Annotated in this window: 23 protein-coding genes; 16 read left to right on the forward strand and 7 right to left on the reverse strand. The window is 40.9% G+C overall.

Translation table 11 applies throughout. The features are described 5' to 3' along the window. Positions 1 to 224: 224 nt before the first annotated feature. Positions 225 to 2324 carry a Spy0128 family protein gene (locus K6969_RS03685; RefSeq protein WP_321537468.1) on the reverse strand — a complete coding sequence of 700 codons (2100 nt, stop codon included), beginning with the start codon at positions 2322 to 2324 and terminating at the stop codon, positions 225 to 227. A gap of 308 nt (positions 2325 to 2632) precedes the next feature. Between K6969_RS03685 and K6969_RS03690 the strand changes: the two genes are divergently transcribed. From K6969_RS03690 to thrS, 5 genes are all read left to right on the forward strand, one after another. Continuing rightward, a complete protein-coding gene (locus K6969_RS03690) occupies positions 2633 to 3631 on the forward strand; it encodes a glycosyltransferase family 4 protein (RefSeq protein ID WP_029174353.1) in 999 nt (332 codons plus the stop codon). Then, positions 3632 to 4945 (forward strand): glycosyltransferase family 4 protein, encoded by a 1314-nt coding sequence (locus K6969_RS03695; RefSeq protein WP_009910256.1) that lies wholly within the window; start codon positions 3632 to 3634, stop codon positions 4943 to 4945. Between the two features lie 14 nt (positions 4946 to 4959). Beyond that, positions 4960 to 5334 carry a hypothetical protein gene (locus K6969_RS03700; protein ID WP_029174355.1) on the forward strand — a complete coding sequence of 125 codons (375 nt, stop codon included), beginning with the start codon at positions 4960 to 4962 and terminating at the stop codon, positions 5332 to 5334. A 262-nt stretch (positions 5335 to 5596) separates the two neighbouring features. Continuing rightward, positions 5597 to 5926: a hypothetical protein gene (locus K6969_RS03705; protein WP_029174356.1), complete on the forward strand. Its 330-nt coding sequence runs from the start codon at positions 5597 to 5599 to the stop codon at positions 5924 to 5926. Between the two features lie 149 nt (positions 5927 to 6075). Next, positions 6076 to 8025: a threonine--tRNA ligase gene (gene thrS, locus K6969_RS03710; RefSeq protein ID WP_029174357.1), complete on the forward strand. Its 1950-nt coding sequence runs from the start codon at positions 6076 to 6078 to the stop codon at positions 8023 to 8025. An 84-nt stretch (positions 8026 to 8109) separates the two neighbouring features. On the opposite strand, the gene K6969_RS03715 is transcribed toward thrS, so the two are convergent. From K6969_RS03715 to K6969_RS03740, 6 genes are all read right to left on the reverse strand, one after another. Continuing rightward, a complete protein-coding gene (locus K6969_RS03715; protein ID WP_004298841.1) occupies positions 8110 to 8904 on the reverse strand; it encodes an acyltransferase family protein in 795 nt (264 codons plus the stop codon). After that, positions 8876 to 9157, reverse strand: coding sequence for an acyltransferase family protein (locus K6969_RS03720; RefSeq protein ID WP_105096634.1), 282 nt, complete (start codon positions 9155 to 9157; stop codon positions 8876 to 8878). The genes K6969_RS03715 and K6969_RS03720 overlap by 29 nt, the downstream gene beginning before the upstream one ends. Positions 9158 to 9279: 122 nt before the next feature. Next, complete coding sequence (locus tag K6969_RS03725; RefSeq protein ID WP_029174360.1) at positions 9280 to 9939, reverse strand: amino acid ABC transporter permease; 660 nt, start codon at positions 9937 to 9939, stop codon at positions 9280 to 9282. A 14-nt stretch (positions 9940 to 9953) separates the two neighbouring features. Beyond that, positions 9954 to 10652 (reverse strand): amino acid ABC transporter permease, encoded by a 699-nt coding sequence (locus tag K6969_RS03730; RefSeq protein WP_004298848.1) that lies wholly within the window; start codon positions 10650 to 10652, stop codon positions 9954 to 9956. 14 nt (positions 10653 to 10666) lie between these two features. Further along, positions 10667 to 11506 carry a transporter substrate-binding domain-containing protein gene (locus K6969_RS03735; RefSeq protein WP_029174361.1) on the reverse strand — a complete coding sequence of 280 codons (840 nt, stop codon included), beginning with the start codon at positions 11504 to 11506 and terminating at the stop codon, positions 10667 to 10669. A gap of 10 nt (positions 11507 to 11516) precedes the next feature. After that, positions 11517 to 12278 carry an amino acid ABC transporter ATP-binding protein gene (locus K6969_RS03740; protein ID WP_171942725.1) on the reverse strand — a complete coding sequence of 254 codons (762 nt, stop codon included), beginning with the start codon at positions 12276 to 12278 and terminating at the stop codon, positions 11517 to 11519. Between the two features lie 193 nt (positions 12279 to 12471). On the opposite strand from K6969_RS03740, the gene yycF reads away from it, so the two are divergent. From yycF to K6969_RS03795, 11 genes are all read left to right on the forward strand, one after another. Then, the gene (yycF, locus tag K6969_RS03745) at positions 12472 to 13176 is read left to right on the forward strand and encodes a response regulator YycF (RefSeq protein ID WP_004298854.1); all 705 of its coding nucleotides are present in this window, start codon (positions 12472 to 12474) and stop codon (positions 13174 to 13176) included. Further along, complete coding sequence (gene vicK / locus K6969_RS03750; RefSeq protein WP_024379730.1) at positions 13169 to 14518, forward strand: cell wall metabolism sensor histidine kinase VicK; 1350 nt, start codon at positions 13169 to 13171, stop codon at positions 14516 to 14518. The genes yycF and vicK overlap by 8 nt, the downstream gene beginning before the upstream one ends. Positions 14519 to 14524: 6 nt before the next feature. Beyond that, positions 14525 to 15328, forward strand: coding sequence for an MBL fold metallo-hydrolase (locus K6969_RS03755; RefSeq protein ID WP_002935843.1), 804 nt, complete (start codon positions 14525 to 14527; stop codon positions 15326 to 15328). Between the two features lie 361 nt (positions 15329 to 15689). Continuing rightward, entirely contained in the window at positions 15690 to 17075 is a 1386-nt protein-coding gene (gene vga(F) / locus K6969_RS03760; protein ID WP_253911801.1) for an ABC-F type ribosomal protection protein Vga(F), read from the forward strand. A 91-nt stretch (positions 17076 to 17166) separates the two neighbouring features. Then, entirely contained in the window at positions 17167 to 19239 is a 2073-nt protein-coding gene (gene pbp2b, locus K6969_RS03765) for a penicillin-binding protein PBP2B (RefSeq protein WP_171942726.1), read from the forward strand. 8 nt (positions 19240 to 19247) lie between these two features. Beyond that, positions 19248 to 19844 (forward strand): recombination mediator RecR, encoded by a 597-nt coding sequence (gene recR / locus K6969_RS03770; RefSeq protein ID WP_002935848.1) that lies wholly within the window; start codon positions 19248 to 19250, stop codon positions 19842 to 19844. A gap of 104 nt (positions 19845 to 19948) precedes the next feature. Beyond that, the gene (locus K6969_RS03775) at positions 19949 to 20995 is read left to right on the forward strand and encodes a D-alanine--D-alanine ligase (RefSeq protein ID WP_171942727.1); all 1047 of its coding nucleotides are present in this window, start codon (positions 19949 to 19951) and stop codon (positions 20993 to 20995) included. An 87-nt stretch (positions 20996 to 21082) separates the two neighbouring features. Next, positions 21083 to 21463, forward strand: coding sequence for an OsmC family protein (locus tag K6969_RS03780; protein WP_099807347.1), 381 nt, complete (start codon positions 21083 to 21085; stop codon positions 21461 to 21463). Position 21464: 1 nt separating this feature from the next. Continuing rightward, positions 21465 to 22541, forward strand: coding sequence for an ABC transporter permease (locus tag K6969_RS03785; RefSeq protein WP_099807348.1), 1077 nt, complete (start codon positions 21465 to 21467; stop codon positions 22539 to 22541). 9 nt (positions 22542 to 22550) lie between these two features. Next, positions 22551 to 23219: an ABC transporter ATP-binding protein gene (locus tag K6969_RS03790; protein WP_004298871.1), complete on the forward strand. Its 669-nt coding sequence runs from the start codon at positions 22551 to 22553 to the stop codon at positions 23217 to 23219. Between the two features lie 368 nt (positions 23220 to 23587). Beyond that, the gene (locus K6969_RS03795) at positions 23588 to 24949 is read left to right on the forward strand and encodes a UDP-N-acetylmuramoyl-tripeptide--D-alanyl-D-alanine ligase (RefSeq protein WP_024376696.1); all 1362 of its coding nucleotides are present in this window, start codon (positions 23588 to 23590) and stop codon (positions 24947 to 24949) included. Positions 24950 to 25049 lie beyond the last annotated feature (100 nt).

The following is a 25049-nucleotide window of genomic DNA, read 5'->3' on the forward strand; positions in this document are numbered from 1 at the left end:
TTGAAGCGAGTACTAAAAGCAAACGAAATGGCTATACTAACCGAAAACTAAAAGATTATAAAAAATAAATATAAAGCCCTCGCTAGATGTATAAGCTTAGCGAGGGCTTTGTGGTTGATTTTAAGTCTGTCACACTCTGGAAGTTGTGGAGATGTTGATGCGAATCTAGAGAAGCAGTACTGGGCTTGTTCTCATCCTTTAGAATTGTATCAGTTAGGTGATTATTATAATTTACGTTTACGTGTAAATAACGTAATTGCAAGCCCGATAATACCACTTGTCAATAACCATAAACTTCCTTTCTCACCAGTTACTGGTAAGATTTGCTTAGCAGTTTCGGTTTTAAATGTTGAAGTCTCCTGCTTGTCTGTTTTTTCAGTTGTTGGTTTAGTGTTTGAATTTTCTTCGACTGTACCATTTTGGTTGTTCTCATTAACAGGTATCTGTTTTTTAGAGGTTTCGATATTTTCCTTCTCTGTATTAGCCATTTGCTTTTCAGGTGTTACGGCATTGTCCTTCTCATTAACAGGCATCTGTTTTTCAGAGGTTTCAACATTATCGTTCTCTTTATTAGCCATTTGTTCTTGAGGTGTTGCGACCATGTCGTTCACAATGCTTGGCATTTGTTTTTCAGAGGTTTCAATATTATCGTTCTCTTTATTAGTCATTTGCTTTTCAGGTGTTACGGCATTTTCGTTCATAACACTTGGCATTTGTTTTTCAGAGATTACAATATTATCGTTCTCTTTATTAGTCATTTGCTTTTCAGGTGTTACGGCATTTTCGTTCATAACACTTGGCATTTGTTTTTCAGAGATTACAATATTATCGTTCTCTTTATTAGTCATTTGCTTTTCAGGTGTTACGGCATTGTTCTTCTCATTAACAGGCATCTGTTTTTCAGAGGTTTCAACATTATCCTTCTCTTTATTAGCCATTTGCTTTTCAGGTGTTACGGCATTTTCGTTCACAACACTCGGCATTTGTTTTTCAGAGATTACAATATTATCGTTCTCTTTATTAGTCATTTGTTTTTCAGGTGTTACGGCATTTTCGTTCACAACACTCGGCATTTGTTTTTCAGAGATTACAATATTATCGTTCTCTTTATTAGTCATTTGCTTTTCAGGTGTTACGGCATTTTCGTTCACAACACTCGGCATCTGTTTTTCAGAGATTACAACCTTATCGTTCTCTTTATTAGTCATTTGCTTTTCAGGTGTTACGGCATTTTCGTTCATAACACTCGGCATTTGTTTTTCAGAGATTTCAATATTATCGTTCTCTTTATTAGTCATTTGCTTTTCAGGTGTTACGACCATGTCGTTCACAATGCTTGGCATCTGTTTTTCAGAGGCTTCAATATTATCCTTCTCTTCATTAGCTATTTGCTCTTTAGGGGGTTCGATATTTCCCTTCTCTTTATCGGTCATTGCTTCCTTAGAGACTTCATTATCAGTAATAACGCTATCCGTGGTTGGCGCTATTAACTTCCCAGGATTCAAAATATTCTCGAAGATTTGAACGCTATTTTCATAAGTCACTGTTGAGACTAGTTGTCCGTGATTGTTATCTTTCACAGTGACAGTGGCCTTAATATCTGATTTGTCATAGATAATATCGCCAAGTCCACCATCAACTTCTGAAACAGTGTAGGTATAGGTTCCCTCTTTTGTAAATGTTAGGGCACTAAAGTTTACAGAACCATCTGCTTGATTGCTTACCTTTTCGATTTCATCGCCTTTTTCATTTTTTAAAACAAATTCGAATTCACCGGTGTTTAAGGTACGTCCCTCGAGGACTTTTTTTATCGAAAGACTAGCAGCAGCTGGAGCAGGTGTATAGAAATTGTTAAAGACATTGTCATCAGCAATAAATTCAATCATTGCCTGTAATTGTCCGTTGTTTCGATCTTCTACAGTTATTTTTGCTACAATATATTTTGAATCATACTCAACACCACTAAGCTCATTTTTTACTTCTGAAATTGTATACCAATATTCGCCGGGCTTATCGAATGATAGATTTTTAAATCTAACTTGACCCTCTTTTGTATTTTGAGTTGTATCAATAAGTTTCTCACTATCCACTTCTCTAAGCTCAAATTTAAATTCATTTTCTAGAAGCTCACGACCAAATAGTCGTACTACTGCTGGTATTTTGACATTAACCGTCTTTGAAGTAGCCTGTCCCCCATCAGGTTGTTTTGCGCTGATGATGGTATTTTTTACTTCTTGTGCCGATACATTATTCACTAGAGCAACAGTTCCAAATAATACTATTCCTGGTATTAGGAGCGATGTTCTCCATTTCTTAGTATTCATTATCCTTTTTCCTTTCTCAAAGCATGATTTATGTAGCTAATCTGTGTCGTTATAACATGCAAATTTTACATCTAAAGTCCTCAATAAATTTTGAACGCTTAGTGCCAGAATGTGCACCATTCGTAAATTATAACATCTTCTAAAAAACATTCAAGCTGTCCTTCTGCTTTTAAAATCTGTTTTATATGTTTTTTATGTAATCATAGATTTGGGATTATATTCTTTAGTATTGGTTTTAATTGATACAAAATTCGTGTAGAATACAGTTTAAAATATGAAAAAATGTAAAAAAGGGCTATAATGGTATTATGAAAGTACTATTGTATTTAGAAGGTAAAACTGTTTTAGAGAAATCAGGAATTGGCCGGGCGCTTCAACACCAGATGGAAGCGCTAGATATGGCAGGCATTCCGTATACGACAGACCTGTTGGGAGATTACGATGTCATTCATATCAATACCTATGGTCCACGCTCCTGGTTACTGCTACATGCAGCCAAACGGAGTGGAAAAAAGGTAATCATGCATGGACATTCCACGAAGGAAGATTTTCAAAATTCCTTTATCGGTTCGAATACCCTAGCTCCTTTTGTGGGGAAATATCTAGCAAGCATGTACCAAAAGGCAGACTTTGTCATCACTCCTTCAGAGTATTCAAAAAAACTCATCCAGTCTTACGGTGTGACAACGCCAATTATAGCCGTTTCGAATGGTATTGATTTAGATAAATATAAGAAGGATGAACGTAAGGAAGCAATCTTTCGAGAGCATTTTAAAATTGAAGAAGGTCAGCCAGTTGTTGTCAGTGCAGGACTCTACTTCCGACGTAAAGGAATTGAAGACTTTGTCAAGGTAGCCGAAAAGATGCCGCATGTCCGCTTCATTTGGCTCGGTTCAATCAATAAGTGGCTGATTCCGTCATATATTAGAAAAATTGTTGAGGGAGATCATCCAGCGAATGTCGAGTTTCCAGGTTATTTTAAAGGTGCTGTTTTTCAAGGTGCAATGAGCGGAGCGGATGCCTTTTTCTTCCCATCGTATGAGGAAACAGAAGGGATTGTTGTTCTGGAAGCTCTTGCTAGTCATCAGCATGTTGTTCTACGAGATATTCCAGTTTACGATGGTTGGATTGACGAAAACGTTGCCGAATTGGGACATACAGTGGATGATTTTGTCGATTCTATTCAGAAAATCTTAGACAAGCAGGTTGATAAACGTGAGGCGGGCTACCAGGTTGCGGTTAGTCGCTCGATTGACAATGTTTCCCACCAATTGGTGGATGCCTATCGACAAGTATTGGAGATGTAAATGCGGATTGGATTGTTTACGGATACCTATTTTCCACAGGTTTCAGGAGTCGCGACTTCGATTCGGACTCTTAAGACAGAGTTGGAGAAATTGGGACATACGGTATTTATTTTTACGACGACAGATGAGGATGTGAATCGCTACGAAGATTGGGACATTATCCGAATTCCTAGCGTACCTTTTTTTGCCTTTAAAGATCGTCGAGTGGCCTACGCAGGTTTTACAGATGCCTTAAAAATTGCAAGTCGCTATAAACTAGATATTATTCATACTCATACAGAATTTTCTTTGGGGATTTTGGGGAAAATGATTGCCAAGGAACTAGATATTCCGGTGGTACATACTTATCACACCCAGTATGAAGACTACGTACACTATATTGCCAAGGGTAGGATTATTCGTCCCGGGATGGTTAAATATTTAGTACGGGCATTTTTAAAAGATTTGGATGGGGTAATTTGTCCTAGTGAAATCGTTGAAGATCTGTTAATGAGTTACAACGTTCCGATTTCTAAACGAGTAATTCCGACAGGAATTGACTTGGCAAAGTTTGATAGACCAGAAATTGGCAAGGATGAAACAGATGAGTTGCGGGAACAGCTAGGAATTGCTAGTGATGAAACGATGTTGCTAAGTCTATCTAGGATTTCTCACGAGAAGAATATCCAAGCAATCGTTCAGGCAATGCCAAAAATTTTGCTGGAAAATCCAAAGGTGAAGTTGGTCATTGTCGGAGGTGGACCTTATACAGATGATCTTCAGGAAATGATAGCGGAGCTTAATCTAGATGAACACGTCCAGCTGACGGGAATGATTGCACCAAGTGATACAGCACTTTATTATAAAGCTGCGGATTTCTTTATTTCTGCTTCGACCAGTGAAACACAGGGACTAACTTTCTTAGAAAGCTTAGCTTCGGGAACTCCTATTTTGGCACATAGCAATCCCTATTTAAAAAATGTTGTAACAGATAAGATGTTTGGGACACTCTTCGTTCGAGAACAGGAGTTGGCAGATGCCGTCGTTGAGGCGATTGTTGCTACGCCACCAATGAATCCGTATGTACTTGATAAGAAGCTCTATGAGATTTCTTCTACGAATTTTGGACGCAAGGTTTTTGAATATTATCTAGATTTGAAGATTTCGTATGATTTTAGAAAAGAACATACTAATCAAGATAGCGTAGCAGAAGCTTTGATAAAAGAAGCTATTTACCTACCGCAAAAAGTAGTAGTTAAATCAACAGACACGACAGCAAAAATATTGAAAAAATCAGTCGAACAAGTAAAATCAATCCGGAATTTCTTTGAATAATTTGGAGGTTTCAAATGGAAAAGCTTCGGAAAGAGAGTTGGAAGAATCTGGTTTTGGCAACTCTTATTATTCTGTCCATGTATGCAGGTATTTATCTGATTGCCTTTCATCTGATTAGTGATACTATGCTTTCTAAGGAACTGGTGGTCGGGAATATATTGCTCTATACTCCCATTGTACTATTCCTAACAGGTCTTCTTTATGGATTTTTTCACGGCTTTTCTCCTAGCCTTCTTGCCTTGGTTTTACTGCTTTATCCTGTAACCATCTTTTTCTTTAAGGAATGGATTATTCTCTATCAGATTGTCTACACCTTATGTGCTCTGATTGGAAATGGGGTAGGAGCTCTGCTATTTTACCTAAGAAAGAAAAGTAAGAAAAATCCTTGAAAAATCAGGAAATCCTGCTATAATAGTGCGTAGAGACTTATCAATTCTAGGAAATCTTTGAGAGAGTGTGCGGTTGGTGCAAGCACATAGAGGATAGGATTGACACTACTCGGTATGATTTTATGCAAACATAAAAGGGTGGTTCCCTTATCGCCAATCTGAGGTAGTCAGGCTTTTTTGCGTGACTGCGAATGAAGGTGGAACCACGTTACGACGTCCTTTTGTGAGGGCGTCGTGTTTTCTTTTTTGACAAAATAAGGAGATGAAGTTGACCAGCATTCCACAAGAAACGATTGACCGTTGCCTAGCCGTTCGCAAGGCTTACAGAGAGTTGGAACTCAAGTACCACGACAAAGAGTGGTCCATTGAGGAAGACCTCTTGGCTTTGACCAATGATATTGGCAACATGAACCGACTGATTATGACCAAGCAGGGTCGTTACTATGACGAAACACCCTATACTTTGGAGCATAAAATGGCTGAAAATATCTGGTGGTTGATTGAACTGGCTGACCGCCTGGATATTGACATTCAAAAAGAAATGGAAACCTTTTTAACTCAGAAAGAAGAGTTATTGGGGATTAAAAAATAAAAATAGAAAGGACTAGGGTCTCCGTATTTGGTTGAACTGAATACGGGCTACGGACTGGGCCAAAAAGATAAACGAGAACTGGACGCTTGCGTCGTCGTTCTGTTTCCTATTTTGTCTGTGTCCGCTTAACGCCCTTTATATCTTATATTATGCTTAAAATTACTTTCCCAGATGGTGCTGTTCGTGAGTACCAGGCTGGTGTGACAACTTTTGAAATTGCAGAGAGCATCAGCAAGTCTTTGGCGAAAAAGGCGCTTGCTGGTAAGTTCAATGGTAAATTGATTGACACTACTCGTGCTATTGAAGAGGACGGCACGCTTGAAATCGTAACACCTGACCACGAGGATGCCTTGGACATCTTGCGTCACTCAGCTGCCCACTTATTTGCCCAAGCGGCTCGTCGTCTTTTCCCAGACATCAAGTTGGGGGTTGGTCCAGCTATTCAGGATGGTTTCTACTATGATACGGACAATGCAGCAGGTCAGATTTCAAATGAAGACCTGCCACGTATTCAGGAAGAAATGATGAAGATTGTCAAGGAAAACTTCCCTTCTGAACGTCGTGAGGTGACCAAGGAAGAAGCTCTTGAAATTTTCAAAAATGATCCCTATAAGCTTGAGTTGATTGAGGAACATTCTGATGATGAAGGTGGTCTGACTATTTATACGCAAGGTGAGTACGTTGACCTCTGCCGTGGTCCACACGTTCCGTCAACAGGCCGTATCCAGATTTTTGAATTGCTCAATGTGGCTGGTGCTTACTGGCGTGGTAAGAGCGAAAATCCAATGATGCAACGGGTTTATGGTACAGCTTGGTTTGACAAGAAAGACCTCAAGGCTTACCTTCAAATGCGTGAGGAAGCCAAAGAGCGTGACCACCGTAAACTTGGTAAGGAATTGGATCTATTCATGATCAGCCAAGAAGTTGGTCAAGGTTTGCCATTCTGGTTGCCAAATGGAGCGACTATCCGTCGTACCTTGGAGCGTTACATCACAGACAAGGAATTGGCTTCAGGTTACCAGCACGTTTATACACCACCTTTGGCTTCTGTCGAACTCTACAAGACCTCAGGTCACTGGGAGCATTATTCAGAAGATATGTTCCCAACTATGGACATGGGTGACGGTGAGGAGTTTGTGCTTCGTCCGATGAACTGTCCGCACCACATTCAAGTTTATAAAAACCATGTGCGTTCTTACCGTGAATTGCCAGTACGTATCGCTGAGCTTGGTATGATGCACCGCTATGAAAAATCTGGTGCATTGACTGGTTTGCAGCGTGTACGTGAGATGACTCTTAACGACGGTCATATCTTTGTCACACCTGAGCAAATCCAAGAAGAGTTCAAAAAAGCTCTCCAGTTGATCATCGATGTGTACGCAGATTTCAACCTAAACGACTATCGTTTCCGTCTGTCTTATCGTGACCCAGAGGACAAAGAGAAGTACTATGACAACGATGAGATGTGGGAAAATGCCCAGCGGATGCTGAAAGGTGCCATGGATGAAATGGGTGTGGACTACTTTGAGGCTGAGGGTGAAGCAGCCTTCTACGGTCCGAAGTTGGATATTCAGGTGAAAACTGCCCTCGGTAACGAGGAAACTCTATCAACCATTCAGTTGGATTTCCTCTTGCCAGAACGCTTTGGTCTGACCTATATTGGTGCTGACGGTGAAGAACACCGCCCAGTCATGATTCACCGTGGTGTCATCTCGACTATGGAACGCTTCACGGCTATCTTGATTGAAACCTACAAGGGTGCCTTCCCAACTTGGTTGGCTCCAACCCAAGTGACTATGATTCCAATCTCTGTGGAAGCTCACTTGGACTACGCTTGGAAGGTTGCTAAGGAATTGCAAGACCGTGGCGTTCGCGTACACGTGGATGAGCGGAACGAGAAGATGCAATACAAGATCCGTCAGAGTCAGACCAGCAAGATTCCATACCAGCTCATCGTCGGTGACAAGGAAATGGAAGACAATGCTGTCAACGTTCGTCGTTACGGAAGCAAGGCAACACAAACTCAGTCTGTATCAGAATTTGTGGACCATATCCTAGCAGATATTGCCCGCAAGTCGCGTCCAGCTGAAGCTGAATAATAATTAAAAGGAGAAGTCCGAAAGGGCTTCTTTTTTGACAGCAAAAACTCCCAACCAATTGGCTGGGAGTGCTAGTATCACTTATTAGTTACTTTTCTTTTTAGGGTAGGAAATCACCTTCCCTTGAAATACTTTATCCAGTATAGGAATTCTTTTGACAATCATCAAGACTAGGGAATTGATGATAAGAAGTAATCCAAAACTTATGAGCAGCAGCAGAGGTGTAGAAAAATCTATAAAATATTTCTTTATGAAAAGAGTAATAATTGTCAGGATGTAGGTATGTACCAGATAGAAGTAAAGTGAATACTGGCCAAACCAAGCTATAATAGAGGGTAATCTTCTTTCCAGAGTGATTATGATAGAAACAATCAGGTAGGTCATAGCTAGTCCGTTTGCATATCGTAGGAAGGTATGAAATGGCAGGTGCTGACTTGGGTAGGTTTGGTAGGACTGTAAATAGATGAGATAGAAGACGGTGACCAGACCGGCTAAACTGTGAAAAACGGCCTGTCTAACCATTTTCTTGTGAATTTCTTTCTTGGCAAAATAAATACCTAAAAAATAAAATAGTGGTAAAGAAGTCAGGTGTTGTAACCCAATTGGTAACTGACTGATATTTAATGGACCACCAAATAGTGTAGCGAATAGTGTAAAAAGACCAATGCAAATCAGTGAAACTGGTTTTGTTAGTTGCAATTGATGGAGAATAAGAGTTGCGGAGGCCATAAGGATTAAAAACCAAATATACCACATAGACGTATCTGGCAGGAGAAAATTAGAAACGAGGTGACTAGGTTGTATTTTATCAACAGTGTAACTTGAAAAGAGGATTTTGCTAATTACAATACTACTGCCAAAGACTGCGTATATTTGCAACAGTCGAAATATATATATATATATATATATAAGTATTATTTCTAGGTTTTGGTTTTAGGTAAAAATGATAGAAACTAAAGCCACTGACAAATACAAAAAATGGCATAAGGAAAGAGTGTAGCCAGGCTTCTAGTCGCCAAAGAGGGATATCGGTATATGGAAGAGCGTTTCGGATATAACCGACTGTATGCAGAAATAAGACAGCTAAAATTCCAAAACCTTTCAGCTGGTCAATATAGATGAGTCGTTTCATAAGTTTCTCCTTTATTTAACTCTAAACTATTTGGGAACAGAGGCATTTCCAAAATGGTTTGAGTACATTTTCTTTGATTATATCATAAAACCAGCTTTCTCGAGAAAACTGGTTCAGATTGTTTATTCAATACTGCTCGCCCAAGACTTAGCCACATAACGTGACAGGCTTGAAATGGTGAAATTGATGACAAAGTAGATGAGAGCAACCATGAGATAGAGAGCAAAAACTTGCTCCGCCTCAAAGTAGCGTCCCATGAGGATTTGACTAGAACCAAAGAGTTCTTGCAAGGCGATAACGGAGTAGAGGAAACTAGTGTCCTTGATGACCGTCACAATCTGTGAGATGATGGCTGGCAGCATCTTGCGAATGGCCTGCGGCATGATGATATAAACCATGATTTGCACTGGGGTAAAACCCTGTGATAAACCAGCTTCGGTCTGGCCCGGTCCGATGGCGTTTAGACCACCACGGATAATCTCGGCCATGGCTGCTGTGGTAAAAATAGTAAAAGCAGCAATACCAGCAGGCGTTGACTTCATTTGGAAGACCAAGAAAACGGTGAAAATCCAAAGTAGGTTTGGTACATTTCGCACAAATTCGATATAGATGGTTGCAATCCACTTGAAGAGTGGATTTTTTCCATTTCGCATGATGGCTAAAATCATTCCGAAGAGAACTGAAAGAACCACCGAAATGCTTGAGATATAAAGGGTTAATTTCAATCCGCTCCACAAGAGTTGGAAGGTTGAAGGTTTGAGTAATTCTAAAACATAATTCATCGTTCAACCTCCTTTTAGTGTGAAAAAGCAGACTTATTCTTTTCTTCAATGCGACGTCCCCAGCTTGCAACAGGGAAGCACATGATGAAGTAAAGGAAAGCAGCACCAGCAAAGGCTGGGATGTAGTTGGCATTCATGGCAGACCAAGATTTTGTCATAAACATAATATCAGCTCCAGAAATGATGGCAACAGTAGCCGTATTCTTAATCAAGTTTACTACTTGGTTAGTTAATGGAGGTAGGATTGTTGGAATGGCCTGTGGCAAAATGATAATCCGCATGGTTTCAGCTTGAGTAAATCCTTGTGAGAGTGCGGCTTCAGTTTGCCCAGTAGGCACAGCCTCAATCCCTGCACGAATGACCTCTGCGATATAGGCACCGTGATAGAGTCCGACGCAGATAACAGCTGTCCAGTAGATGGACGGCATGAGAACATAGTTTGAAATCAGTGGAAGTCCATAATAAACAATCATGAATTGAACCAAAAGCGGTGTATTCTGATAGTATTCAACATAGACACGTGCGATGATTTTTAAAACTTTATTTTTACTTGAAGAGAGACTACCAAAGACAATTCCTAAAAACATGGCCATGATAAAGGCACCGACAGAAATGGCTAAGGTAAAGAGAAAACCTTGGAAAAAGGTTGGAAAATCCTTGAAATAACTGACCCAATTCTCCCAAGCGTAAGGACTAGTTGTTAAAACTGTCATATTGTTTCACCTTTCTATTCGTCAGTTTCTGTGACTGGTTTGAGGCCATTGGCATCATAGATGCTTTGTAGGCTACCATCGGCAGTCCATTTTTTTACGAGACTATTTAAGTAGTCGTTAAGGTCTTTGTTAGATAATTTAGTAACAATTCCATAGTCAGAAGCTGAGAAGCTAAAGTCCATGAGTTCAGATTTAGAGCTGATATACCCAGAAAGGATAGATTGGTCTACAGAAAATGCGTCTGTACGGTGAGCACGTAGCGAGACAGAGAGTTCTGGATAAGAACCAAGTTCTGCAAAATTGACAGAGATACCATATTTGTCTGCTAGTTCAGAGATGAGGGTACGTGTAATGGAACCCTGAGCTACACCGATTGTCTTTCCATCCAGGTCGGTAAATGTCTTAATTCCACTATCCTTATTGACCAAGAAGCCAACGGCATCTGTGTAGTAAGGAGTTGTGAAATTGTAGAGGAGTTTACGTTCCTCAGTGATGGTGAAGGTTGCGATGACCATATCTACTTGACCGTTATCAAGAAGTGGTCCGCGAGTTTGTGCAGTAACGGGAGTAAATTCGATATCTACACCTAATTCATCTGCAATTTTTCGAGCAATGTCAATTTCCATTCCCTCGAATTCACCAGTATCAGGGTTCTTGTAGCCAAAGTTTGGGACGTCTTGTTTCACTCCGACGCGGAGCACGCCTCTATCGATGATAGCTTGAACTTGATTACTATTGGTAATGGATGCGGGTGTTTCTGTTTGAACTACTGGTTGTTTTGCGAAAACGAGAAGAATAAGTCCGAAGACCAATAATCTAATTGCAAAGAAAATGTTGATTTTTTTCTTATCCATAGACTTCCTCCTAGAGTTTTACTTTGTCAGATTCGTGGTTGATAATCTTACTGAGGAATTGTTGGGCACGAGGCTCTGTCGGATTGTCAAAGAAGCCATTCACATCTGTTGTATCAACTAAAACTTCTCCCTCAGCCATGAAGATGATGCGATCAGCTACTTCACGAGCAAAGCCCATTTCGTGTGTTACGACAATCATGTTCATCCCGTCACGTGCCAATTTTTGCATAACTACAAGTACATCGCCGATAGTTTCTGGGTCCAAGGCAGATGTTGGTTCATCGAAGAGTAGAAGCTCAGGTTTCATAGCTAAGCCGCGAGCGATGGCGACACGTTGTTTTTGGCCTCCGGATAGCATAGCAGGGTAGGAATCCTTCCGATCCCAGAGGTTAACAAACTCAAGATATTTTTGAGCGGTTTTTTCAGCCGTAGCCTTATCGATTCCCAAAACCTTAATCGGTGCCAAAGTGACATTTTCTAACACGGTTTTGTGTGGGTAAAGGTTGAAATGCTGGAAAACCATGCCAACTTCTTTGCGAAGTGATACGAGCTCTTTGATAGAAGTAGAGGAAATATCATGTCCATTGACGATGAGTGTTCCTTCATCAATTGCCTCTAAACCGTTAATCGTGCGAATGAGAGTAGATTTTCCGGATCCGGAAGGTCCAAGGAGAACGACAACCTGTCCAGGTTCGAATTCCAAGTTGATATTGTGTAGGGCGTGGTAGTCGCCATAGTATTTGTTGACATCTTTAAATTCTACTAAAGCCATAAAATTCTCCTTGCATAGTGTTTTTTAGGTATTCCCATCTTAGCATTGCCTATATACAATGTCAAGTAAATTCTGACAATTTAATGTATTGTATGTAATAAAATGTGACATCGCTGTGTCAGGTGGTTTTGAAATATGAATTTTTTAGGTAAGTCTGATATAATAGAAGAAATAAAGCAAAGGTAAGATACTAATGAAAAAAATATTAATTGTAGATGATGAAAAACCAATCTCAGATATTATTAAGTTTAATATGACGCGTGAGGGATATGAAGTTGTGACAGCTTTCGATGGACGTGAAGCCTTGGAAGTATTTGAGGCTGAGTTTCCTGACATTGTCATTTTGGACTTGATGCTGCCAGAATTGGACGGACTAGAGGTTGCTCGAACGATTCGTAAGACCAGCAATGTTCCAATCTTGATGTTATCTGCTAAAGATAGCGAATTTGATAAGGTTATCGGGCTTGAAATCGGGGCGGATGATTATGTGACCAAGCCCTTCTCTAATCGCGAATTGCAGGCGCGTGTTAAGGCTCTTCTTCGTCGTAGTGAATTGGCAGAGACGCAGACAAATATTGAGTCAACAGGAACTCCAGAGTTGGTGATTGGCGATTTGGTCATTCTGCCTGATGCGTTTGTCGCTAAGAAGCATGGCAAAGAGCTGGAGCTGACCCATCGTGAGTTTGAATTGCTCCACCATCTGGCCAAACACTTAGGTCAGGTTATGACTCGAGAACATCTATTGGAAACAGTTTGGGGTTATGATTACTTTGGTGATGTCCGCACGGTGGATGTAACGATTCGTCGTCTGCGTGAGAAAATTGAAGATACACCAAGCCGACCAGAATACATTCTTACTCGTCGCGGAGTGGGATATTTTATAAAAGGAAATGATTAATCAATTACGTTATTTAATGACCACAGCAGAATTTTGGTTTGTTGTCATTTTGATTGGTTTTCTAATTGCTCTGACGGTCCTTTTGATTGAAAACTATCGGGATAATAAGCAAATTAAACAACTCAATCAAAAAGTCAATGCCTTAATTGAGGGGAATTATGCAGATGTGTTAGACATGAGGGGAAGTCCTGAAATCACAGACATGGCGAATTCCCTCAATGATCTGTCCGAGGTCATCCGCTTAACTCATGATAATTTAGAACAAGAAAAGACGCGTCTGACGTCCATCCTGTCCTATATGAGTGACGGTGTTATTGCTACAGACCGTATCGGACGGATCATCATGATTAACGATATGGCCCAGAAACAGTTGGGATTATCTAACCCAAAGCAGGAGCAGTATCACCTGCTAGAGGTTTTAGATTTATCAGACCGTTATACATTGAGAGATTTGTTGGCTCAGACACCTGAGATTGTGATTGATCACACCAATGAAAACGAAGAATTTTTGACTTTACGTGCTAATTTTGCCACGATTCGTAGTGAGAGTGGTCTGATTTCTGGTTTGGTTGTCGTCTTGCATGATATGACCGAGCAGGCCAAGGAAGAACGGGAACGTAGGCTGTTTGTGTCAAATGTAAGTCATGAATTGCGTACGCCATTGACTTCCGTTAAATCCTATCTAGAGGCTCTGGATGAGGGAGCGCTGACGGAGTCTGTTGCACCGAGTTTTGTTAAGGTATCCTTAGATGAGACCAACCGCATGATGCGGATGATTACAGACCTCCTAAGCTTATCGCGTATTGATAATCAAGTTGGTCAGATAGATGTCGAACTGATAAACTTTACTGCTTTTGTGACCTTTATTCTTAACCGTTTTGACCAAATGAAAAATGCTGATTCTGATAAGGTCTATACGATTGTTCGTGACTATCAAATCAGTCCTATTTGGGTTGAGATTGATACAGATAAGATGACTCAGGTTTTAGATAATATCTTAAATAATGCCATTAAATATTCGCCAGACGGCGGGACAATTACCTTCAGCATGAAGACCACAGATAGCCAGTTGATTGTATCCGTATCAGACGAAGGTCTGGGGATTCCGAAAGCAGATTTACCTAGAATTTTTGACCGATTTTATCGCGTGGACAAGGCACGATCTCGTGCCCAAGGCGGTACAGGTCTTGGTTTAGCTATTGCAAAAGAAATCGTGAAACAACATAAGGGCTTTATCTGGGCTAAAAGCGAATATGGTCATGGCTCAACGTTTACAATTGTCTTGCCGTACAGCAAGGACATCGCACTAGATGAGTGGGATGATTCAGATGAGGAAGAATAGGAGAATATGATCGGAAAAGGTTTTAATTATAGTATTTTAGCTTCGGGGTCCAGCGGGAATTGTTTTTACCTAGAAACAGATAAAAAGAAAATCTTAGTGGATGCTGGCTTATCAGGGAAAAAGATTACCAGTCTTTTGGCGGAAATTGACCGAAAGCCTGAGGATATTGATGCTATCCTGGTAACGCATGAACATAGCGATCACATCCATGGTATCGGTGTTCTAGCACGTAAGTATGGCATGGACATTTATGCCAATGAATTGACCTGGCAGGCTATGGAGAGCAAATTGGGCAAGATTGATGTGGCTCAAAAACATATCTTCGAATTGGGGGCTATGAAGACCTTTGGCGACCTAGATATTGAGTCGTTTGGAGTTAGCCATGATGCTGCATGCCCGCAATTTTACCGTTTTATGAAGGATGACAAATCCTTTGTTATGTTGACGGATACAGGCTATGTCAGTGACCGCATGGTTGGAATTGTAGAAAATGCCGATGCTTATTTGATTGAATCGAACCATGATATTGAAATTTTGCGCTCAGGCTCTTATTCATGGAATTTGAAGCAACGGATTCTATCCGATAAGGGACATCTTTGTAACGAAGATGGAGCTGATGCCATGATTCGCTCGTTGGGAAATCGGACCAAAAAGATTTACCTAGGGCATTTGTCAAAGGAAAACAATATCAAGGAATTGGCTCACATGACCATGGTTAATCAATTGGCTCAGGCTGATTTAGGAGTTGGAGTGGATTTCCAAGTCTATGACACATCGCCAGATACAGCGACTCCCTTGACCAAGATTTGACAAATTCATTGAACTTGTTTAGAATAAATATATAAAATACGTGAGGTGAAGTTACATGAATAATTAATACTCTTCGAAAATCAAAAGCAGACGTTGTTGACTTGATTTGATGAACGTCAGTTCTATCTGCATCTGCGTCGCCTAGTCTGTTTTTGATTTTCATTGAGTATAACGCTACTTATTAGTTGTTCTTAAAACTTGTAGTGAGGTTATATGAACCGATTATACAAGGGATAAGACTGCTCATAAGGGCTTACTATTCGTGTGACTTTTTACCATAGGGAATGGTCATGTTTTGCATGGCTTTTTTCTTGTTCATTGAGCAGAGTAGGGGCCCTTTTTGTGAAGAAAAGAGGTCTATATGGAAGTAATGAAATGTATTCAATTAGAGAAGGAATTTGCGGGACGTAGTTTGTTTACAATCCAGCAGTTGAGCCTTCAAGCTGGTCAAAAGGTTGGTTTGGTTGGAAATAACGGTGTTGGTAAGTCTACTTTTTTGAAAATCTTACTGGGACTGGATAGGGATTTTGCTGGTCAGATTGAGGTAAAAGCAGACTGGGCCTATGTACCCCAGTTACAGGAAAGGAGCTCGCTTTCAGGTGGGGAACGGGTTTGGAAGTCTATTCAAGAGGCTTTTGCCCAAAGACGACAGTTGTTAATCATGGATGAACCGACTGCCAATCTGGATCAAGAACACCAGGAAAAGCTAATCAAACAAATCAAACGCTATCGAGGTAGTCTACTAGTTGTTAGTCATGATCGGCATTTTCTCAATCAAATAGCCAGTCACATTTGGCATTTAGAAGAAGGAAGTATTCAGGTCTATACAGGGAATTATGAGGCGTTTGTAGAAAGTCGCCGGGCTAGGCGAGAAGGGCAGCAGGAGGCCTATGAAGCCTATCAGAAAAAAGTTGCTCAACTGAAAAAAGCCCAACATGAACGTCAAGCCAAGGCTCAGAAGATGGGGAAGAAAAAGAAAGGTATTTCTTCCTCAGAGTGGAAGGTTAGTGCTATGATGGGTTCCTATGATAGTCAAGCCAAGTCAATGGCTAAGTCTGCTAAACAGTTAGAGAAAAGGATTGAGAGGTTGGAAAAGGTTGAACAACCTAGAAAGGAAACGTGGGTAAAGATGGAAGCGAAAGGTGCCTTGGATACGGGTCTCCACTGTCTCTTTCGGTTGCAGGCTGGTCAGCTCTGGATTGAGGAAAATTATCTATTTGATTTCCCTCAGATAGGGATGACGTTTGGAGAGAAGTTAGCCTTAGTGGGGGCGAATGGTTCTGGAAAGACTAGTTTTGTCCGAAAATTATTAAGGAAAGAATTAGCAGGCTATTACAATCCAAAATTAAAAATTGCTTATTTTGCACAGGATTTGATAAACCTTGATGAAGAAAAGACTGCTTTGGAAAATGTTAGTTGTACCTCTCTTCAAGATAAGATGACGATTCTCAATTTATTAGGTATGTTAGGACTTTCTTACGATAAGGCTCAGCAGAAGGTAGCAAATCTGTCTGGTGGTGAGCGTGTTCGTCTCTCCTTAGCTAAGGTATTGTTGGCGGATGCAAATCTTTTGATATTAGATGAACCGACAAATTTTCTAGATATGGCAGCTATCGAGGCTTTGGAAACATTCCTGAAAGAATATGAAGGAAGTGTCCTCTTGGTTTCCCATGATCAACAGTTTGTGGAAACATCTGTTCACAGTCAATGGGAGATAGTGCAAGCTTGTCTCGTAAAGAAATCATAAGGAAATATTTTCTGAAAAGGAGGCTCTGTCTAAAAAATATTTTTTGCCTGTGGTATAATAAGAAAGATATTTCTAGAATGAGGTCTTTGAAGTGAAAAAAAGAAAGAACAAGCCTTTGGAACACGATGGAAATTTTATTTCCCTTCGTTTAAATATTTTATTTTCTATCGTGATTTTCCTTTTCCTAGTTTTGATATTGCGTCTGGCAGATATGCAGATCATCAATCATGATTTTTATAGTAATAAGCTGTCTACTGCCAGTCAGAAAATCATTAGCAATGGCTCTATCCGTGGGCAGATTTACGATGCGCAAGGAAAACCTTTGGTTGAAAACGAGATTCAGCAGGTTGTCTCCTTCACACGTTCCAACAAGATGTCTGCTCAAGAAATGAAAGAAGTAGCTAACAAACTCTTGCAGTGGGTCAATGTGTCGGACGTAACAATTACTCAACGTGACAAGGCTGACTATTATTTAGCGGATGAAGAAGTTTATCGTCAGGTAGTCGAGGCCTTGCCAGAAGATAAAAAATACGATTCTGATGGCAACTACCTGAGTGAATCGACAATTTATTCTAATGCGGTTGATAGTATCCCTGCTGAAGCATTGCAATATTCTGAGCAAGACAGCAAGGCGATTGAATTGTTTAAGCAGATGAATGGAGCTACTTACTTCTCTACTGTTAATTTGGTAACAGATACTCTAACTGCTGAACAAGTTGCTCATATCGTAGCCAATGAAAGTCAACTTCCAGGCATTTCAACAACTAACAACTGGCAACGGACGATTTTACCAACTTCTCTCAGCTCTATTATTGGTACAGTAACGAGTGAACAGGCTGGTTTGCCTGCTGAAGATGCGGAATACTATCTCTCCAAGGGCTACTCATCAAATGACCGTGTGGGAACTGCCTACCTCGAGAAACAATATGAAGAAGTATTGCAAGGTCAACGTGAGAAAAAACAAATCAACCTTGATAGAAATGGCAATGTCGAAAGTATTGAGACAATCCAAGAAGGGCAGCAAGGAAATAATATTAAACTGACTATTGATTTAGCCTTTCAAGATGGGGTCAATGCTATTTTGAAAAAATACTTTGAAAGTGAGCTGGCTACTGGTAGTGCACTTTACTCGGAAGGAGTTTATGCAGTCGCATTGGAACCTTCAACAGGTGCGGTGCTTGCCATGTCTGGATACAGTCATGAAAAAGGAGCAGGTAGTATAACAGAAGATGCCCTCGGTACTATTACAAGTGTTTTCACACCAGGTTCCATCGTCAAAGGAGCGACAATCAGCTCTGGTTGGGAAAATGGAGTTATCAGTGGCAATCAAGTGCAGTTAGACGAACCAATCTATTTTGCAGGTTCAGCACCAATTACATCTTGGTGGGCCTATGGTAGTTTTAATATTGATGCGACAGAGGCTCTAGAATATTCTTCTAACGCCTACATGGTTAAGATTGCTTTGGGACTACTTGGTCAGACCTACTCAGCTAACATGTATTTGAATGATGGCGATACATTGACAAATGCCATGACTAAGCTTCGTTCGACTTTTGCAGAGTATGGTTTAGGTGCGTCAACAGGTATTGACCTTCCACTCGAATCTATAGGATTTTTACCGGAAGAGTATTCGACAGCCAATTTTATTACCAATGCTTTTGGACAGTTTGATAACTATACACCGATGCAGATGGCACAGTATGCAGCGACCATTGCGAATAACGGGACACGGATTTCTCCACACCTCGTTGAGGGAATTTATGGGAATAATGCCCAAGGTGGTTTGGGAGAATTAATTGAAACCGTATCTGGTAAGGAGATGAATCAGGTTAATATTTCCGCTGAGGAAATGTCTCTTCTTCGTCAAGGTTTCTACCAAGTTGTCAATGGTAGTGGGCGCTTTAATACAGGTAGTGCTATCGGTCGTGGTGCGGCCGTGACCATCAGTGCCAAGACTGGTAGAGCCGAAACCTATACAACGACAGCTTCTGGTGATGTGGTTACTGCGGTCAATACCAACGTTGTTGCTTATGCGCCTAGTGATAATCCTCAAATTGCGGTAGCAGTTGTCCTACCAAACTTGACCAATCAAAGTTCAACAAGTACTAATACAATTACTCAAGAAATTATCAATCTATATCAATCACTTCACCCAATGAATTAAGGAGGCTTATGCTTTACCCTACACCTATTGCCAAGTTAATTGATAGCTATTCTAAATTGCCAGGTATCGGTATAAAAACGGCTACCCGTTTAGCTTTTTATACTATTGGCATGGAGGATGATGTCGTTAATGAGTTTGCAAAAAATTTATTGGCAGCCAAGCGAGACCTATCTTATTGCTCTATTTGTGGTAATTTGACAGATCAAGACCCCTGTGCCATTTGCCAGGACTCAACGCGAGACCAATCTACTATATTGATTGTAGAGGATAGTCGAGATGTTACTGCCTTGGAAAATATTCAAGAATACCACGGTCTTTATCATGTCTTGCATGGCTTGATTTCTCCCATGAATGGTATCGGACCAGATGATATTAATTTGAAAACCCTCCTCACTCGCCTGATGGACAATGAGGTTACAGAAGTTATTGTGGCGACCAATGCAACAGCAGATGGAGAGGCTACATCCATGTATATCTCACGAGTCCTCAAACCAGCGGGAATCAAAGTAACCCGACTAGCTCGTGGCTTAGCGGTAGGCAGTGATATTGAATATGCAGATGAAGTGACCCTGTTGAGGGCTATTGAAAATCGTACAGAGCTATAGCAGTTCTGTAGTTAGAGACGTTCCTAATTTTAAGATAGGATAGATATGATTTGTTAAATTATGCTATACTAAGAGTAATAGCGTTGGTACAGGAAGGAAAATATATGTCAAAAGAAACCTTGATTTTACTATATGGTGGGCGTTCTGCAGAGCGTGAGGTATCTGTTCTATCTGCCGAAAGCGTCATGCGTGCCATCAACTATGATAAATTTTTTGTCAAAACCTATTTCATCACTCAAACTGGTGACTTTGTAAAGACGCAAGAGTTTTCTCAAACACCGTCTGCCGATGAAAAACTCATGACAAACGCGACGATTGTTGAAGAGCAAAAAATCCGTCCGAGCGATATTTATGAAGAAAAGGCGGTTGTTTTCCCTGTTCTTCATGGCCCAATGGGAGAAGACGGATCTATTCAAGGCTTCTTGGAAGTGCTTCGTATGCCGTATGTTGGTACTAATATCTTGTCTTCCAGCGTTGCCATGGACAAGATTACAACTAAGCGTATTTTGGAATCAGCAGGAATCTCCCAAGTACCTTATGTGGCAGTTATCGAGGGTGAAAATATCGACGATAAGATTGCAGAGATTGAAGGAAAATTGACTTATCCGGTCTTTGTAAAACCAGCTAATATGGGGTCAAGTGTCGGTATCTCAAAAGCTGAGGATTTAGCTGGTTTGCGTAAGGCACTTGATCTGGCCTTCAAGTATGATAGCCGTGTCCTCGTTGAGCAGGGTGTTAATGCGCGTGAGATTGAGGTCGGTCTTTTGGGAAATGCTGACGTGAAAACTACCCTTCCTGGCGAAGTAGTCAAAGACGTTGCTTTTTATGACTACGATGCCAAATACATCGACAACAAAATCACCATGGAAATCCCAGCTAAGATTGATGAGGCTATCATGGACACCATGCGTGATAATGCTGCCAAGGCCTTCCGTGCTATCGGTGGCTGTGGACTTTCTCGCTGTGATTTCTTCCTGACAGAAGACGGCGACATCTTCCTGAATGAGCTCAATACCATGCCAGGATTTACCCAGTGGTCTATGTATCCACTCCTTTGGGATAATATGGGCCTAGCTTATCCAGACTTGATTGAAGAGCTTGTTCGTTTGGCTAAGGAAATGTTTGAAAAACGCGAAAGTCACCTCATTTAATTATTATCAAGATTGGAATCATTCCAATCTTTTTTCTTGCAAAGGTTTGCAAAAAGGAATAAAATGGAACAAGTTCTGGAGGTGTTTATGTATCAAACGACAGTAAAAGGGGAAGGTCTGTTTCAGGCTCTTTCTCAAGGTTATGGCGAACCGGTTCGTACCTTTGGGGTAACGGAGAAGGGTGAGACTCCGGTTAGTCTAGTTAATATTGGCTTAGCTGCCTGTATCACCATGTGTGTGCAGGGCTACTATGCCAGCCAAGAAGGCAATAAAACCATGCCTGTTCAGGTGGAGAGTCGCTTGGACAATCAGCGTTTTGAGGTGTTGATTGGAATTGGTGAGTCGGTTTCGGAGCAGAAGCAGAAAGAGATTCTTGCTTATGTGGAAAAGAAATGTAAAGTCAAAGCTCTTTTGAGGGAAGACTTGCAGTTTGAGACAAGTTTTTATGTCTTAGAAAGTGTGGAGTAAGATGTTTTTAGCAATTGAAGAAATGCGACAAAATAAGCTGCGTTATGGCTTGATTTTAGGATTATTAATCCTGATTTCTTACTTGGTCTTTTTCCTGACTGGTTTGGCTTACGGACTCATGCAGGAAAATAGAACAGCAGTTGATAAATGGCAGGCAGATTATGTCTTGCTTAATTCAGAAAGCAATCGTTTGATTACAGCATCCAAAATTGATACAGCCTTGCTTGACCAAGTAGATGCTAGTGACAAGGCCTTGATTCGCCAACAAGCTGGAGTTGCCTATGTGGATGAAAATGCCACCTCAGGCGAAAAAGAAAAGGTAAACATCTTTGCTGTTGAATCAGATAGTTTTATCGTGCCGAATATTGTAGAAGGTCGTTTGTATGAAAAAACTGGAGAAGTCCTTGTAGACAAAACCTTGTCAGAGGTAGAAGGTTTTGGGCTAGGTGATGAAGTCTATCTGTCGGGTACTGACGAAAAAGTGACCATTGTAGGTTATACAGACAATGCTTATTTTGGTGTGGCACCTGTTGTATATATGGACTTTACGGCATTTGCAGAATTGATGCAGGCTGATAAACAACAAGCTGCAACGAGTAATCTTGCCAGTGCCATTGTCGTTCGTGGAGATGTCGCTTCTGTACCAGATGAGCTGGAAAAAGTTGCTATTGCAGACTTTATTGAAAATCTGCCAGGATATAAGGCACAAAATATGACCTTTGGCTTTATGATAGGATTCTTGATTGTCATCTCAGCCATTGTTATTGGTATTTTTATCTTTGTGTTGACAACACAGAAATCACCGATTTTTGGCCTGATGAAAATTCAAGGTCTTTCAAATGGCTATATTTCAGGCTCTGTATTGGCTCAAACCTTCCTACTGGCTGGTTTGGGAGCCGTCCTTGGATTGGCTGGAACTTATTTGTCATCCCTTGTCTTGCCAAGCGCTGTTCCATTTGAGAATAACTGGACCTTCTATATTGCAATCGGCCTAGCACTAGTTGTATTTGCCCTATTGGGTGCTAGTTTCTCTGTAGGTTCTATCTTTAAGGTAGATCCATTACGAAATCTATCTTAGGAGGTTGTTATGAAAACACTTATTTTTGAAAATATTAGTAAGACCTTCCAAGATGGCAGTCAAACCATTACGGCTCTTAAACCAACAAATTTTAGCATTGAAGAAGGCGAATTTGTTGCCATAATTGGACCATCTGGGTCTGGGAAGTCAACATTTTTGACCTTGGCAGGTGGTTTACAAACACCGACAACTGGTCGTGTTTTAATCAATCAATCGGACTATTCTGATTTACCTGAGAAAAAACGTGCCAAATTGCGCTATAAGGACATTGGTTTTGTCTTGCAGGCTTCCAATTTGATTCCATTTTTAACAGTCGAAAAACAATTAACCTTGGTTGATAAGGTCAATAAGAAAGCTGAACCGAGCAAGCGAAACGAACTCCTATCTGAATTGGGTGTGGACCATCTCAAAAACAAGTTCCCTAAGGATTTGTCAGGCGGAGAACGGCAGCGTGTAGCAATTGCACGTGCACTCTACAATGATCCAGCTTTGATTCTAGCTGATGAACCAACAGCCAGTCTAGACAGTAATCGCGCTTTTGAAGTGGTTGAGTTATTAGCTAAGGAAGCCAAAGAACGGAACAAATCCATCATCATGGTAACACATGACCAACGCATGATTGAAAAATGCGACAAGGTATATGAGATGAAAGATGGTGTCCTCACTCAAGTTCGATAAAAAGTGGTATAATGGGAGCGGGAAAGAACTCGAAAGGTCAAAAATAGAGTTCGTCAACAAGTCTTTATTTCTAGTTGTTGAGCTGAAACAGTCTATTCCCAGACTGTTTCACTCCCACCCCTGCACAGCTCAACCTGTCTGGGAGACAGTTTGAGGTTGGAAATAAAGCGAACACTGTTCGCATCAGTAGTTAGGACAGATTTGGAGTGTAATTACGAACAGCTGAAATTTACTTCGCAAATCCTATCTCCCACCTTTAATAGTCCACTGGACTATTAAAGCCAATCAACCACTGCGCTGAGATGTTGATGCAAATTTTGAGAAGCGGTGTGGGGGTGAAACTAGCCTTTAGTTTATTGGAGAAAACAATGAAATTAACCCTACACGAAGTCGCTCAGGTCTTGGGCGCAAAAAATGATATTAGTCTTTATCCTGATACAGCCCTTAACAAGGTCGAGTTTGACAGTCGCCTGATTACAGAAGGGGATCTTTTTGTTCCCCTCAAGGGAGCGCGTGACGGTCATGACTTTATTCCTGTGGCTTTTGAAAATGGCTGTGCGGTAACCCTGTCTGAAGTCAGCCTTGATGTTCCTCACATTCTAGTAGAGAACTGCTTGGCTGCGCTTCAACAATTAGCGGCCTACTACCTAGAGAAAACAGGGGTAGAAGTCATTGCCGTAACAGGATCAAACGGTAAAACGACCACCAAGGACATGATTCACGATGTTCTGGCGACGACTTACAAGACTTACAAGACACAAGGCAACTACAACAACGAAATTGGTCTACCTTACACCGTCCTCCACATGCCTGATGATACAGAAAAACTGGTCTTGGAAATGGGCCAAGACCACTTGGGAGACATTCATCTTCTATCCGAAATTGCCAAACCAAGTCTGTCAGTAATTACTCTATTTGGCGAAGCGCATCTGGAATTTTTCGGCTCACGAGCAGAGATTGCCAAAGGAAAATTACAAATTGCAGATGGAATGGAGCCAGGTAGTAAACTCTTGATCCCAGCAGATCCGATTGCGGATAAGCTCTTGCCGAGCCATGTAGAACTCATTCGTTTCGGTGAGCAGGCTGATTTGCAGGTGACCAGTCTGGTCGAGTCAAAAGATAGCCTGACCTTCACCGTCAATTTTATGGACGGCGACATTTTCCTCCCAGTGACAGGTAAGTATAACGCGACCAATGCTATAGTGGCAAGCTATGTGGGCAAGACCTTGGGTGTGCCTGATGAGGCAATTAAGTCAGCCCTAGCTGGTCTGAACTTGACCCGCAATCGTACCGAGTGGAAGAAGGCAGCAAACGGAGCAGATATTCTCAGTGATGTCTACAACGCCAACCCAACGGCTATGCGCTTGATTTTGGAAACTTTCTCTAGTATTCCAGCCAATGAAGGCGGCAAGAAAATCGCCGTTTTGGCAGATATGAAAGAATTGGGGAGCCAGTCCGTCGATCTCCACAATCAGATGATTCTGAGCCTGTCGCCTGATCTGCTAGACACCGTCATTTTCTACGGTCAGGACATTGAAGGTCTGGCCCAGTTGGCTAGTCAGATGTTCCCAATAGGAAAAGTCTATTTCTTTAGGAAAAATGCAGAGCAGGACCAATTTGAAGATCTGGTTAAACAGGTTAGGGAAAGTCTAGGAAAAGAGGACCAAATCCTCTTTAAAGGCTCTAATTCCATGAATCTTGGAAAAGTGGTTGAAGAAATAGAAAAGTAGAGAGGCAAGACCTCTCTTTTTTAGCAAGTCTTGTCAAAACATCGAAAAGTTGATATACTAATACTGTTCAAAAAACAAAAACTAACGTATAATAGATTTA

The sequence above is a fragment of the Streptococcus suis genome (assembly GCF_019856455.1).
GTDB lineage: Bacteria > Bacillota > Bacilli > Lactobacillales > Streptococcaceae > Streptococcus > Streptococcus suis_AE.